This window comes from Saccharothrix sp. NRRL B-16314 (assembly GCF_000716595.1).
Classification (GTDB): domain Bacteria; phylum Actinomycetota; class Actinomycetes; order Mycobacteriales; family Pseudonocardiaceae; genus Actinosynnema.
Window position 1 is genome coordinate 96,382 of record NZ_JNXC01000018.1, and the last position, 12,905, is coordinate 109,286.

At 70.8% G+C, this 12,905-nt stretch carries 12 protein-coding genes; 6 read left to right on the plus strand and 6 right to left on the minus strand.

Annotated elements, in window-relative coordinates:
* Window positions 1-28: 28 nt before the first annotated feature.
* Both OQ02_RS23775 and OQ02_RS23780 read right to left on the minus strand, forming a co-directional pair.
* Complete coding sequence (locus tag OQ02_RS23775; RefSeq protein ID WP_081915887.1) at window positions 29-676, minus strand: hypothetical protein; 648 nt, start codon at window positions 674-676, stop codon at window positions 29-31.
* Between the two features lie 6 nt (window positions 677-682).
* On the minus strand, window positions 683-1,690 hold the full coding sequence (locus tag OQ02_RS23780) for a hypothetical protein (RefSeq protein WP_033440757.1): 1,008 nt from the start codon (window positions 1,688-1,690) through the stop codon (window positions 683-685).
* 221 nt (window positions 1,691-1,911) lie between these two features.
* Here OQ02_RS23780 and OQ02_RS23785 point away from each other — a divergent pair, with 221 nt between their 5' ends.
* On the plus strand, window positions 1,912-2,502 hold the full coding sequence (locus OQ02_RS23785; protein ID WP_033440758.1) for an FKBP-type peptidyl-prolyl cis-trans isomerase: 591 nt from the start codon (window positions 1,912-1,914) through the stop codon (window positions 2,500-2,502).
* 55 nt (window positions 2,503-2,557) lie between these two features.
* On the opposite strand, the gene OQ02_RS23790 is transcribed toward OQ02_RS23785, so the two are convergent.
* Together OQ02_RS23790 and OQ02_RS23795 are read right to left on the minus strand one after the other, a co-directional pair.
* Window positions 2,558-3,529: a quinone oxidoreductase family protein gene (locus OQ02_RS23790; RefSeq protein WP_033440759.1), complete on the minus strand. Its 972-nt coding sequence runs from the start codon at window positions 3,527-3,529 to the stop codon at window positions 2,558-2,560.
* Window positions 3,530-3,626: 97 nt separating this feature from the next.
* Complete coding sequence (locus OQ02_RS23795) at window positions 3,627-5,249, minus strand: DUF885 domain-containing protein (protein ID WP_231500186.1); 1,623 nt, start codon at window positions 5,247-5,249, stop codon at window positions 3,627-3,629.
* Window positions 5,250-5,355: 106 nt separating this feature from the next.
* Here OQ02_RS23795 and OQ02_RS23800 point away from each other — a divergent pair, with 106 nt between their 5' ends.
* The 3 genes from OQ02_RS23800 (at window position 5,356) to OQ02_RS23810 (ending at window position 7,342) form a co-directional block, all read left to right on the plus strand.
* A complete protein-coding gene (locus tag OQ02_RS23800; RefSeq protein WP_033440761.1) occupies window positions 5,356-6,144 on the plus strand; it encodes a nucleotidyltransferase domain-containing protein in 789 nt (262 codons plus the stop codon).
* A gap of 62 nt (window positions 6,145-6,206) precedes the next feature.
* The gene (locus tag OQ02_RS23805; protein WP_033440762.1) at window positions 6,207-6,494 is read left to right on the plus strand and encodes a hypothetical protein; all 288 of its coding nucleotides are present in this window, start codon (window positions 6,207-6,209) and stop codon (window positions 6,492-6,494) included.
* Window positions 6,491-7,342: an ATP-grasp domain-containing protein gene (locus OQ02_RS23810; protein WP_033440763.1), complete on the plus strand. Its 852-nt coding sequence runs from the start codon at window positions 6,491-6,493 to the stop codon at window positions 7,340-7,342. Before OQ02_RS23805 ends, OQ02_RS23810 begins: the two co-directional genes overlap by 4 nt.
* A 170-nt stretch (window positions 7,343-7,512) precedes the next feature.
* On the opposite strand, the gene OQ02_RS23815 is transcribed toward OQ02_RS23810, so the two are convergent.
* Together OQ02_RS23815 and OQ02_RS23820 are read right to left on the minus strand one after the other, a co-directional pair.
* The gene (locus OQ02_RS23815; protein ID WP_033440764.1) at window positions 7,513-9,087 is read right to left on the minus strand and encodes a solute symporter family protein; all 1,575 of its coding nucleotides are present in this window, start codon (window positions 9,085-9,087) and stop codon (window positions 7,513-7,515) included.
* Window positions 9,087-9,503, minus strand: a complete 417-nt coding sequence (locus OQ02_RS23820) for a DUF485 domain-containing protein (protein ID WP_033440765.1) — start codon at window positions 9,501-9,503, stop codon at window positions 9,087-9,089. The genes OQ02_RS23815 and OQ02_RS23820 overlap by 1 nt, the downstream gene beginning before the upstream one ends.
* A gap of 328 nt (window positions 9,504-9,831) precedes the next feature.
* Between OQ02_RS23820 and OQ02_RS23825 the strand changes: the two genes are divergently transcribed.
* Window positions 9,832-12,465: a sensor histidine kinase gene (locus tag OQ02_RS23825; RefSeq protein ID WP_033440766.1), complete on the plus strand. Its 2,634-nt coding sequence runs from the start codon at window positions 9,832-9,834 to the stop codon at window positions 12,463-12,465.
* Window positions 12,462-12,905: a roadblock/LC7 domain-containing protein gene (locus OQ02_RS23830; protein WP_033440767.1), complete on the plus strand. Its 444-nt coding sequence runs from the start codon at window positions 12,462-12,464 to the stop codon at window positions 12,903-12,905. Before OQ02_RS23825 ends, OQ02_RS23830 begins: the two co-directional genes overlap by 4 nt.

Below are 12,905 nucleotides of genomic sequence, written 5' to 3' on the forward strand. Positions count from 1 at the left end.
AAGGGCGCGCGGCGGTCCTCGGCGCTGGTTACAGGCTGTTCGTCAGGACCTCCAACCGGGCCTCCACCGGCACGTGCCGGTGGCTGGTCCGGGTGTCGGGGTCGTAGCTCAGGCTCCACGGGCGGACCGCGCGCGATTTCACCAGGAACGTCATGGTGTCGTCCGCCGCCTTCGGGATGCGGTGGAACTCGTGCGCCAGCATGGTCCCCGAAGCGCCCGCCTCGGCCTCGGCGCTGCGCAGCAGGGTGGTGGACAGGATCGCCCGACCGTCGTCCGCCACGTCCGCGGTGAAGCGTTCGTGCAGGTAGGAGCCGGACAGGATGATGGTGCAGAAGTGGTACCGGTGGTTGTGGATCGAGTCGGCGTAGCCGGGACGCCAGTCGCGTTGCGGCTTGTACTCGTGCAGCCAGAACGTGAACGGCTCGGCCGGCTCGTCGCGCAGGCACCACGCGAAGTGCGTGGTCGTCTCGCGCGACCTGGCCGCCACGCGCATCTCGTCCTGCGGTGAGAGGGCGCGCAGGTGCCCGCGCAGCCTCTCCCGCAGGCCGGGTCGGCCCGCCCACTCCCGGAACCGTCTCTCGACGTGCTCCCAGTGGTCGACGACAGGGGGGTCGGCCACGGTGACGATCCTGGCGAGCTCCGCGAGGGCGGAGAACCCGGTCAACTCGGTCAGCACGACTTATCAGCTCCCCAACTGAGCGAAGGCGGAGAATTCTTTGCGGAACAGGTGGAACTTCTCTTCGAGCGCCCGGAACCCGTCCTCGGTGAGCGCGGTTCCGGTGATCTTCTCGAACAGGGCGAGGAAGTCCGCCCGACTGGTTCCCGGTGTGATGACGATGTGGAGCCCTGCCTTGGAATTGCTGATCCGCAGGAACTCCGCGCGTTCCATCCCGTAGACGAACGAGCCCTCGGTGAACCGCACCGTGCGCGGGTAAAGGCGGACGACGCCCGCGTTGGTGTTGCTGTAGAGGGTGAGCCACACGCTGTCGTCGAACAGCTCCAGCCGGTCCAGCGGCGGGTCGGACACGATCGTCAGGTCGATCCGCGAGCACCGGCCGCGGGCCAGGAACAGGCCGACCAGGCCGACGTAGACCTGCTCGCGCAGCCTCGCCACGATCGAGTCGTAGTCGCCGTCCGCGCCTTCGTTGCGCAGCAGGTAGCGCGCACGCCCGCTGATCGCGTCACCGTCCCGGGGATCGGCCAGGACGGCTTTGAGCTCGCATTCCGTGTGGGACAGCAGCAGCCGGCAGGCGGCGTAGCGGCCCGCGAAGCCGCGGAACACGTAGAGCCGGGTGCGTTCCAGGTCCTGCATCATGACCTGGTTGAACGCCGGGTCGGGCTTGGCGGTCGGCTCGAACACGTGGCTGGGGAAGAACTCGCGGTCGAGCGCCCGGTACTCGGCGGTGAGGTCGCGCAGGGCCTTGCGGCTCTCCTCGACGACCGGGGTGATCAGCGCCCGTTGCGTGGCCGAACTGGTGATCAGCGTCTGCCCGAACCCGACGACGGCGGAGATCAGCGTGCCGGTGCCGACCGACGTGAGGAACGTGCGCAAGGCGCCCGGGTCGATTGTGCTGGAAATAGCGAGACAACTGCCGGAAGTGACGACGAGGATCAGTAGGAGCAGACCGGTCCGGGTCCAGAACAATTCCTGCAGCAAGGTGGTGCGGACGCCCTTCGGCTCCGCGGACACAGCGTCACCTCCCTGGTGGGCACTCGAACGGACGAATGCGCCAAGTGTCCGATCAAGTGCGCGGAGTTACTGTACTCGCGGGTACGCAACGGCGGAAGCCGCAATTAGTGGCAGATTCACCGAACAATTCGACGCCCGACGACAGCGGACGGTGATCGCGTTGGGCCTGCCGGTGGGGTCTGCGGCGGGGCGTTCGGGGACGGACCCTAAGCTCGGCAACCATGCGTACTGTCGGCCGCACGGCCCTCGCTCTCGTGTCCCTGTTGTCCGCCGGTCTGGCCCTGACCGCGTGCACCGCCAGCGACCGGCCGTCCACCCTCACCAACACCCCGTCCGCGACCGCCGCCCAGCCGGAGGCGGAGGAGACCGCCGAGGCAGACCTGCCGGAGCCGAGCGGTCCGCCGTGCCAGGTGACGCAGTACCAGGTGAGCGGCGCGGCGGGTGCCAAGCCGACGATCACCGTCCCGACCGGCTGCAAGCCGCAGGACGGCCTGGTCGTCGAGGACATCACCGAGGGCACCGGCCCGGAGATCAAGCAGGGCTCCAGCGCCGCGATCCACTACGTGCTGGCGACGTTCCGCGACCAGAAGACCCGTGAGGCGTCCTGGGACCGCGGCGAGCCCTACACCGTCGAGAACGTCGGCCAGGCCCAGGTCATCAAGGGCTGGAACGAGGGTCTGATCGGGCTGAAGGAGGGTGGCCGCCGGCTGCTCGTCGTGCCGTCCGACAAGGGCTACCCGCAGGGCAGCGGCTCCATCCAGCCCGGTGAGACGCTGATCTTCGTGGTGGACGCGGTCAAGGTCGAGGGCTGAGCCGGACCGTTCCACCGGGAGGGCGGACCCACCACGGGTCCGCCCTCCCGCGCGTTCACGGTACGAGCAGCAGCTTGCCGGTCGTGCGACGGCCTTCCAGGTCCTCGTGCGCACGCCGTGCCTCGGCCAGGGCGTAGCGCCCGCCGATCCGCACGGTCAGCGACCCGGCCGCGATGGCCGCGAACAGCTCACCCGCCCGCCACTCCAACTCGTCGCGGGTGGCCACGTGCGCGCCCAGGGACGGCCGGGTCAGGTACACCGACCCCGCCTGGTTGAGCCGCTGCGGGTCCACCGGCGGCACCGCACCGCTCGACGCGCCGAACAGCGCGAGCACACCGCGCGGCTTCAGGCTGGCCAGGCTCCCGTCGAACGTCGTCGCGCCCACGCCGTCGTACACGGCCGCGACGCCGACGCCGTCGGTCAGCCGCCGCACCTCGGGCGCGAAGTCGGTCAGGTCGTACCGGATCACCTCGTCCGCGCCCGCCTCGCGGGCCAGCGCCTCCTTGGCCTCCGTGGACACCGTGCCGATCACCCGCGCGCCCCGCGCCTTCGCCAGCTGCACCAGCAGCAGCCCCACGCCACCGGCGGCGGCGTGCACGAGCACCGTGTCGCCCTGCTGCACCGGGTACGTGGACGCCACGAGGTAGTGCGCGGTGAGCCCTTGCAGCAGCAACGCGGCGGCCGTGTCGTCGTCCACGCCGTCCGGCACCGGCACCGCGTCCCCGGCGCGCACCACCGCCTGTTCCGCGTAGCTGCCGAGGGACTGCGACCAAGCCACCCGGTCGCCCACGGCGAACCCGGTCACGTCCGCGCCGACCGCGCTCACCCGGCCGGAGCCCTCCAGGCCCAGCCCGAACGGCAGCGGCAGCGGGTAGCGGCCCTCGCGGTGGTAGCAGTCGATGAAGTTCACCCCGGCCGCGGCCACGTCCACCAGCAGGTCGCCGGCGCCGGGCGACTTCGCCTCGACGTCGGTGAACTCCAGCGCGTCCGGCCCACCGGTCGCGCGCACCACCACTGCCTTCGGCATGTGTCGTTCCTCCTGTTGCGATGTCCGTACCTCAGTACGGCCAACCGTGCCGCCCGCCCGCCTGTTCCTCAGTGCGGCCATCCGCCGGCGACGCGTCTCAGCTGCCGAGAACGACCCGCCGGGCGAGGCCGAGCGGCAGCGCGCCCGAACCGGCGATGGTGTCGTGGAACTCGCGCAGCGATCCCGTGTACTCGGACCGGATGCGCTCGATCTCCAGCGCGCCGGTCAGGTACGACGGCGCCTGCGTCGGCCACGCGCAGTACCGGCTGACCTCGCCGGCCGCCGTGCCGGGGGTCAGCGACGCCTTGGTCGCCATGAACTCCTCGGCCTCCTCGACGCCCATGTCGCCGCAGTGCAGCGCGGTGTCCACGATCATCCGCGCCGCCCGGAACAACCGGGCCTCGACGTGCGCCAACTCCTGCGCGCGGGCCTTGGCGGCGTCGCCGACGACCTTGGCGGTGAAGTAGCCGTGCTCCCGCAACAGCTTCTCCGCGTACAGCGCCCAGCCCTCGGAGAAGTAAGGGGTGCGGAACACCTTGCGCACCGGCCGGTCCCGCGCGGCCAGCCACGACAGGTGCCAGTGGTGGCCGGGGTACGCCTCGTGCACCGCGATGGTGGCCAGCTGGGCGCGTGAGTTGGTGCGCAGGCGCTGGGCGGTCTGCTCGGCGGTGAACCCGTCCGGCGGGAACGGCACGAAGAAGTGACCCGTCCGCTGGTCCGTCAGCGGCGGCGGCGACATGTACGACGCCACCGACAGGATCGGCCGCTGGAACGTCGGCGACGGCACCACCCGGCACTCCTCGCCGTCCGCGAACGTCACCAGCCCGTGCTCCACCAGGAACGCCCGCGCCCGCTGCGTCTCCGCCTCGTACTCGGCGCGCATCGCCTCCGGCGTCGGCGGGTGGTCGTCCTGGAACGACGCCATCACCGAGTGCCAGTCGTCCGACCCGGCCAGCTCGCGCATCTCCGCGTCCAGCTCGGCGTAGGCGGCCCGTCCCCGCTCGTGCAGCTCCGCCGCGCCGTAGCCCAGGACTTCCTGGTCCTGCAACAGCGTCGAGTACAGCTCCTCGCCCATCCGCCAGTCACCCGCGGCCCGCCCGGCGAACTCGTCCAGGAACGCCGCCAGCTCGTCGAACGCCCGCGCGGCCGGTTCCGCGGCCTCGGCGACCTCCGCGCGCAACGCCGGGTCGGACACCTCGGCGGGCAGCGTCGCGGTGAGGAACGCCCGCCCCGTCCTGGCCTGGTCGGCGGCCCGCCGCACGATCTTCGCCGAGGCCAGGCCCGGGTCGAGGTTCGCCCGGCACGCGGCCAGCACGCCCGGCACCTCGGCCAGCCGCTTCACCACCGTCGCGACCAGTTCCGGCTCCGGCCGCAGCCGGTTGAGGAACGCGCTGAACAACGGGTACAGCACCGCGCCGGTGTAGAGGGAGGGGTCGCGCCGCCACACCGGCCACGTGGCCTTCGCCCGCGTGCCGCGGAGCACGGCGACGACCAGGTCCCGGTCGACCGAACCCTGGAGGTCGTCGGTCTCGATCACGGTGAAGCGGTCGAGCCAGGCGTCCGCGCCGCGTTCGTACTCGGTGAGAGCGGTAGCCGAGAAATCACCGAGCGTGTGGTCGTGCGCGAGTGAGCCGAGCATCGCGGCGTTGCCCGGGTTGTGGTCGAAGTGCCAGCTCAGGAACTCTTCGACCAGGTGGCTGATGGCTGCGTTTCCCGTCACGACCACGGAAGCTACCCCGTACCCGCGCCGATCGGGCGATGGCGCAAATCCTGTTGGGCGTTGCCTGTTGACGCTCTAGGTTCTGCCTCGGCGGAAGGAGAACGCGATGCGGCACAACAGCCCGGAATTCGCCGAGATCGCCCGGAACGGCACGATCCTGCGCACCCAGGTGGGTTCGGGCGTGCACGGCACCGCCATCGAGGGCACCGACGACCGCGACGAGATGGGCGTGTGCGTCGAGCCGCCCGAGTACGTCATCGGGCTGCGCCGCTTCGAGCAGTACATCTACCGCAGCGCCGAGGAGCGCACGGGAGTGCTGAACACGCCGTCCGGTCCCGGTGACCTCGACCTGGTCGTGTACTCGCTGCGCAAGTGGCTGCGCCTCGCGCTGCAGGGCAACCCGACGGTGTTGCTGCTCCTGTTCGCGCCCGAGCACGAAATCGTGTCGATCACGCCGCTGGGACGTGAGTTGCGCGACAACCCGGACATGATCGTGTCCCGCCAGGCCGGACGTCGGTTCATCGGATACCTGCACAGCCAGCGCCGGCGCATGGTGGACGGCACCGTCGCGCGCCGGGTCAACCGGCCCGCACTGGTGGCGCGGCACGGTTTCGACTCGAAGTACGCGTCGCACATGGTGCGGCTGGGTGTGCAGGGCGTCGAGCTGCTGGAAACCGGCCGGATCACGTTGCCGATGCCCGAGCCGTGGCTCACGTGGATCCGCGACCTGCGGCAGGGACGGCACACGCAGCAGGAGGCGATGGACGCGGCGGAAGGGCTGGAGGCGCGGTTGGAGGAGCTGACCACCGGTTCCGACCTGCCCGAACAGCCGGATCACGCGCGGGCCGACAAGTGGCTGGTCGACGCGTACGAATCGGCGTGGGCGGCGCGGTGAGGCAGACGTCGTGAGTGCGGTCACGTGCGCGGAAGTTACCGACAGGTTCTAGTCTGGCCGACGTGGCAGAGGACAAGAAGATCGGTCGCGCCGTGAAGACGGCTTCCGAGTTCGTGGCCGCGCACGGCAAGCCCGCGCGCGCCGTCGTGCAGAACGTCGGGCGGACGAGCGCGCGGGTCGTGCTGGTCGGTGCGGACGGAGCCATGGGAGACGTCGTGCTCCCGGACGTGGCGTCGGCCGAGGCCGTGGTCGAGGCGGTGGCGGACCTGGACCGGCACGAGTGGGACCGCGAGACCACGGACGCGGTGAAGATCGGACCGGCGCACCGCCGTCGCATGGCGGGTCGATGAAGGTCCTCTTCGCCACCTGCGCGGCGCTGCCCGCCGGGGACGGCGACGACGACGCGCTGGTGGAGGCCCTGGCCGACGTCGGCGTGCAGGCGTCGTGGGCGGAATGGGGCACGCCGGTCGAGGCCGACCTGGTCGTGCTGCGCTCCACCTGGGACTACCCGGAACGGCTGCCGGAGTTCCTGGCGTGGTGCGACAGCGAGCCCAAGCTGGCGAACCCGGCGCCGGTGGTCCGGTGGAACATCGACAAGACGTACCTGGTCGAACTCGCGGACGCGGGCGTGCCGGTGGTGCCGACGGCCGTGGCGAAGCCGGGCTTCACCGCCTGGCCGGACGGCGAGTTCGTGGTGAAGCCGACCGTCGGCGCCGGGTCGGTCGGCGCGCTGCGCGTCCCGGCCGGCGACCACGAAGCCGCCGCCGCGCACCTCGCCACCCTGGACGTGCCCGCGCTGGTGCAGCCGTACCAGGCGAACGTGGACGAGGTCGGCGAGACGGCGATGGTGTTCCTCGGCGGCCAGTACTCGCACGCGTTCACCAAGGGCGCCATGCTCACGGCCGACGCGGAGTTCGACGAATCCGGGCTGTACGTGGTGGAACGGCTGTCCGGCGCGGCTCCGTCGCCAGCGCAGCGCCGCGTCGCCGAGGACGTCATGGACGCCGCCGCGACCCTGACCGGGCTGCGCCGCAACGATTTCCTGTACGCGCGGGTCGACCTGATCCCCGGCGCCGACGGCTCGCCGCTGCTGCTGGAACTCGAACTGGTCGAGCCCTCCCTGGGCTTCCGCCAGACCGACGCCACCGCGCCGCTCCGGTTCGCCTCCGCCGTCCGCGCCGCCCTCGCCCGCCGCTGACATCGGGCGCCAGACCTCGGCGCCCGATCTTCAGCATCAGACGTCAGCGCCCGGCCTCGGCACCCGACCCTCAGCACCCGATCTTCAGCACCAGACGTCAGCGCCAGACGTCAGCGCCAGACGTCAGCGCCCGGCCTCGCTGCCCGAGCTCAGTGCCCGACCTCAGCGCCTTACTTCAGCCCCGAGCCGATGCCGGTCAGCGACCGGACCTCCATCTCGGCCTGCTTCACCGGGTCCGACGTCTCCTTGCTCAGCACCGTGCCGAGGTACCCGCACAGGAACGAGAACGGGATCGACACCAGACCCGGGTTGCTCAGCGGGAACCACGCGAAGTCCAGGTCCGGGAAGATGGACGACTTGCCACCCGACACGGCGGGGGAGAAGGCGAGCAGGAAGATGCACGACCCGAGCCCGCCGTACACCGCCCACAGCGTCCCGATCGTGTTGAACCGCTTCCAGAACATCGAGTAGATGATCGTCGACAGGTTCGCCGACGCGGCCAGCGCGAACGCCAGCGCCACCAGGAACGCCACGTTCTGCCCGTTGGCCGCGATACCGCCCACGATCGCCAGCAGACCGACGACGACCGCCGTCAACCGGGCGACCCGGACCTCCGACCGCGGGTCCGCCTGACCTTGCTTGATCATGTTCGCGTACACGTCGTGCGCGAACGAGGCCGACGCGGTCAACGTCAGACCCGCCACCACCGCCAGGATCGTCGCGAACGCCACCGCGCTCACCACGCCCAGCAGCACCGCGCCGCCGATCTCGTACGCCAGCAGCGGCGCGGCCGAGTTCTCGCCGCCGGGCGCCGAAGCGATGTCCTTGCTGCCCACCAACGCCAGCGCGCCGAAGCCGATCACCAGCGTGCACAGGTAGAAGGTGGCCATCATCCACGTCGCCCACACCACCGAACGCCGCGCCTCACGGGCGTTCGGCACGGTGTAGAACCGCATCAGCACGTGCGGCAGCGAGGCGGTGCCGAGCACCAGGGCCAGCGCCAGCGAGATGAAGTCCAGCTTGTTGGTCGGCGTGCTGCCGTACCGCACGCCCGGCTCCAGCACCTCCGGCCCGAGCGGCGTGTTCCGCGACGCCGTCTCCAGGATCGCGGACAGGCTGAACCCGAACTTGCCCAGCAGGAAGACCGTCATCAAGGTCACGCACATGATCAGCAGCACGGCCTTGATGATCTGCACCCACGTGGTGCCCTTCATGCCGCCCACCAGCACGTAGAGCACCATGACGATGCCCACCACGGCGATGATGATCGCCTGGCCGACCTTGCTGTGCACGTCCAGCAGCAGAGCCATCAACGCGCCCGCGCCCGCCATCTGCGCGATCATGTAGAACAGGGAGATCACCAGGGTCACGTTCGCCGCCGCCGCGCGCACCGGGCGTTGCCGCATCCGGAACGCCAGCACGTCGCCGAGGGTGAACCGGCCGGTGTTGCGCAACCTCTCCGAGATGATCATCAGGCCGAGCAGCCAGGACACGACCCAGCCGATGGAGTAGAGGAAGCCGTCGTACCCGTTGACCGCGATGCTGCCGGAGATGCCGAGGAACGACGCGGCGGACAGGAAGTCCCCCGAGAGCGCGATGCCGTTCTGCGGGCCGGTGAAGCTGCTGCCCGCGGCGTAGTAGTCGGACGCGGTGGCGTTGCGGGTGCCCGCCCGGTACACGACGTAGAGCGTGATCAACACGAAGACGCTGAAGACGCCCAGGTTGATCGCGGTGTTGCCGCCCATCAGGCTTCGTCCTCCGCGGTGAGCGAGCGGACCGCGTCGACCTGCGGGTCGAGCCTGCGCCGCGCGTAACGGGCGTAAGTGAGGGTCAGTGTGATCGTGCTGACGAACTGCAGAATCCCGAACAGCAGACCGAGGTTGATGACGCCGATCACCGGCGTGCCCATGAGGTCGGGCGCGTACGCCGACAGCGCGACATAACCCAAGTACCAGAGCAGGAACCCGCACGTGGCGGGTACCACGAAGACCGTGATCCGCCGGCGCAGCTCGCGGAAGTCGGCGCTGTCCTGGAGTGCGACGAAGTCCGGCGCCCCGTATTCGTCGACCAGCAGCGACGATCCCGGGTCGTCGAAGGTGGCGAAGCCGCGACCACCTCTGGCGGGTCGCGAATCCGGCGGAGGCAGGATCGCCTTCGTCATCAATCCTCCACGGGGATTCGACTCGCCACGCAGGCGGATGCGCGGACCGGCAGCGAGCGCTCAGCGTAACCGCGTTAGGCCGTCAGTCAACGACAAGACGGCCTCGATCGTGTCACCGCCGGGCGTCGCAGACGGGCTGTACGTCTCGTTTGGAACCCCCGGGGCTTCTCGGCCGTCACGCTGCGCCGATCGGATGAGAACCGACCGCAAGGTCGTTGTCGGACGCTTGTTGACCACCTACTATCGCGCAGCAACATCCACGTTCGTCGTCACCAAGCGTCGGCGTCGTTCTGCTCGAAACAACTACGGACTCCCCGGGGCTTGTCTGGTGACTGGCGACAACAACGCGCGCAGGCAGTGGTGGAGCGCCGTCGCGGACTGGCGCAACTGGCGACTGCCGGTGAAGCTGGCCGCCGTGCTGGCGGTGCCCGTCCTCGTCGCGGTCGGCGCGGGTGTGGTGCAGATCCACGGCTACGTCAGGAGCGCCGACAACTACGCCTCCATGCAGCGCATCGTGACGCTGCGCGGTGGCCTCGACCCGCTGATCGCCAGTGTCCAGGCGGAACGCGCCCAGTCGGCGCGACGCCCGGAAGGCGCGGGGGCCAACGTCCAGGAGTTCCCGGACCTGGTGCGGGCCACCGACAACGCCGCCGCCGGCGTGCGGAACCTGATGGAGCGCACCACGTCGCTCGGCGAGGTCGCGAACGCCCGGTTCCGCGACGTCATCGTCCAGCTCGACGGACTGCCGCAGCTGCGCGAACGCGTGCTGTCCGGCAGTGTCGACCTCGAAGGCGGTATCGGCGGCTACACCGTGGTACTGCGAGCATTGCTCGACTTCGACCTGGCGATGGTCGGCGACTTCGGCGACCCGGCGCTGTCCGGCACCGCGACCGCGCTGCACAACCTCGCCATGGCGAGCGAGCAGATCTCGTGGCAGCACGCCACCGTGCACGCCGGCATCAGCCGGGGCTGGCTGCTCGACACCGAGATCACGATGCTGGAGCAGTCCTACACCCGCCAGCACGACAAGCTGGCCGACTTCACCGCCGTCGCCACGCCGCAGCAGCAGGCGGACTACCGCAGCACCGTCGCGGGCCAGGAGGTCGACCTCCGCAACAGCCTGTACCAACAGGTCCGCACCAACCCCGGCGCGGTCGACACGATGATCAACCCCGAGGGTTGGGACGTCGGCGCGGAAAGCACCCTCAAGCAGGTCAGCGTGGTGCTGCGGTCCCTCGAGGACCAGCTCGCCGCCTCCGCGTCCCGGTTGCAGGACGCCACGAGCGACCGGGCGGGCGCGGCGTCGGTGATCCTGCTGGCATCGCTGTTCGCCGCCGCCGCCGTCGGTTACGTCATCGGCAGCTACCTCCTCCGCTCCCTGCGCACGCTGCGCACGGCCGCGCTGGACGTCGCGGAACACCGGTTGCCCACGCTGGTGGCGCAGCTGCGGGAGAACGTCGCGCACGACATCACGGTCGAGCCCGTGCCGGTGGACACCAGGGAGGAACTGGGCCAGCTGGCGCGCGCGTTCGACGCGGTGCACCGGCAGGCGGTCAGCTCCGCGGCCGAACAGGCCGACCTGCGCACCGGCATGCGCAACGCGTTCATCAACCTGTCCCGCCGCAGCCAGGGCCTGGTGGAGCGGCAGCTCAAGCTCATGGAGGAGCTGGAGCGGCAGGAGGAGAACCCCGAGCAGCTGGCGAACCTGTTCAAGCTGGACAACCTCGCCACCCGGATGCGCCGCAACAACGAGAACCTGATGGTGCTGTCGGGCAGCGACGTGGCCCGCCGGTTCACCCGCCCGGTGCCGCTGGGCGACGTGCTGCGCGCCGCCGCGTCCGAGATCGAGCAGTACCAGCGGGTCGTCGTGCAGACCACCCCGTCGGTCGAGGTCGTCGGCTACGCCGCCGGTGACCTGGTCCGGCTGGTCGCCGAACTGCTGGACAACGCGACCACGTTCTCACCGCCGCGCACCCAGGTCGTCGTCGGCGGACGGCCGCGACCCGGCGGCGGCGTGCTGGTCGACGTGGTCGACCAGGGCGTCGGCATGTCGGAAGAGGACCTGGCGCAGGCGAACCGCCGGATCGCGCTGGCCGCGTCGGAGGACTCCGGTGAGCTGCCGGTGTCCCGCCAGCTCGGCCTGTACGTGGTGGGCCGGCTCGGCGGTCGGCACGGCATCGAGGTGATGCTGCGGGAGCAGGGCGACGGTCTGCGCGCGGTCGTGGCGCTGCCCGCCGAACTGGTGCGCGCGACCGGCCCGTCGTCGGCCCGACCGGTGCCCGTGCAGGCGCAGTCCCCGATCCAGGCGGCCCTCTCGAACTCCTCGGGCCTCTCGAAGTCCGGCGCGCTCGCCGACTCCGGGGTCGTCCTCGCCAACTCCAACGGCCTGGCGAACGCCAACGGGCGCACGCCTCACCACCAGACCGGCCCGCAGCCCGCTCTGCCGCACGGCACGAGCCCGCGCGCGGCCCTGCCGCAGTCGACGTCCCAGTCGCAGGTCCAGTCGCAGCAGCCGGCCCTACCGCCGGCAGTGCCGCTGGCCCAGGACGGGTGGGCGCCGTTCCGCGGTCGGACCGTCGACGCACCACCGGCCGCAGCGGCGCCCCCGCCGCGGCGAACGGCCTCGACCTGGTTCGGCGGCGCCTCGGGGCCCGCCGGGCCGGCGGAACCGGCGCGGCACCGCGCCGGGGACATCCACGCGCGCGGGGAGGCGCCCGTGAACGACAAGTCGGTGCACGACAAGCCGGTGCACGAGAAGCCGGTGAACGACAATCCGGCGGAACTGCCGAAACGGCAGCCGCGGACCAATCTGGTGGCCGAACGGCCGAACGCGCCCGACGCGGTCGCACCCGTTCGGAGGGATCCGCAGGCGACACGCGGGTTTCTCGCCAGCTACCAGACCGGAATCCGGCAAGGTGTGCGGGGATCCGGTGAAAATCGAGCTGGGCAGGAGAACGGATGAGCACGCAGAAGTCGCGACAGGTCGACCAGTTCGGCTGGCTGGTGGGCAACTTCGCCGATCGCGTGCCCGGGGTGGCCCACGCGGTGGTGATCTCGGTGGACGGTCTGCTGCTGACCGCTTCGAGCGGTCTGCCGGACGACCGGGCCGATCAGCTGGCCGCGATCGCCGCGGGGGTGGCCAGCCTGACCGAGTCGGCGGCGAGGTGCTTCGACGGCGGTGGCGTGCTGCGCTCGGTGATCGAGATGCAGTACGGGATCATGCTGCTGATGTCCATCCGGGACGGGTCGTGCCTGGCCGTGCTGGCCGCGCCGGACGCCGACGTCGGCCAGGTCGCCTACGAGATGACCGTGGTGGTGGACCAGGTGGGCCAGCTCCTCACCCCCGAGCTGCGCGCCCAGCTCCACGGCGCGAAGCGGATGATGGCCCGCCCGTCTGCGTGA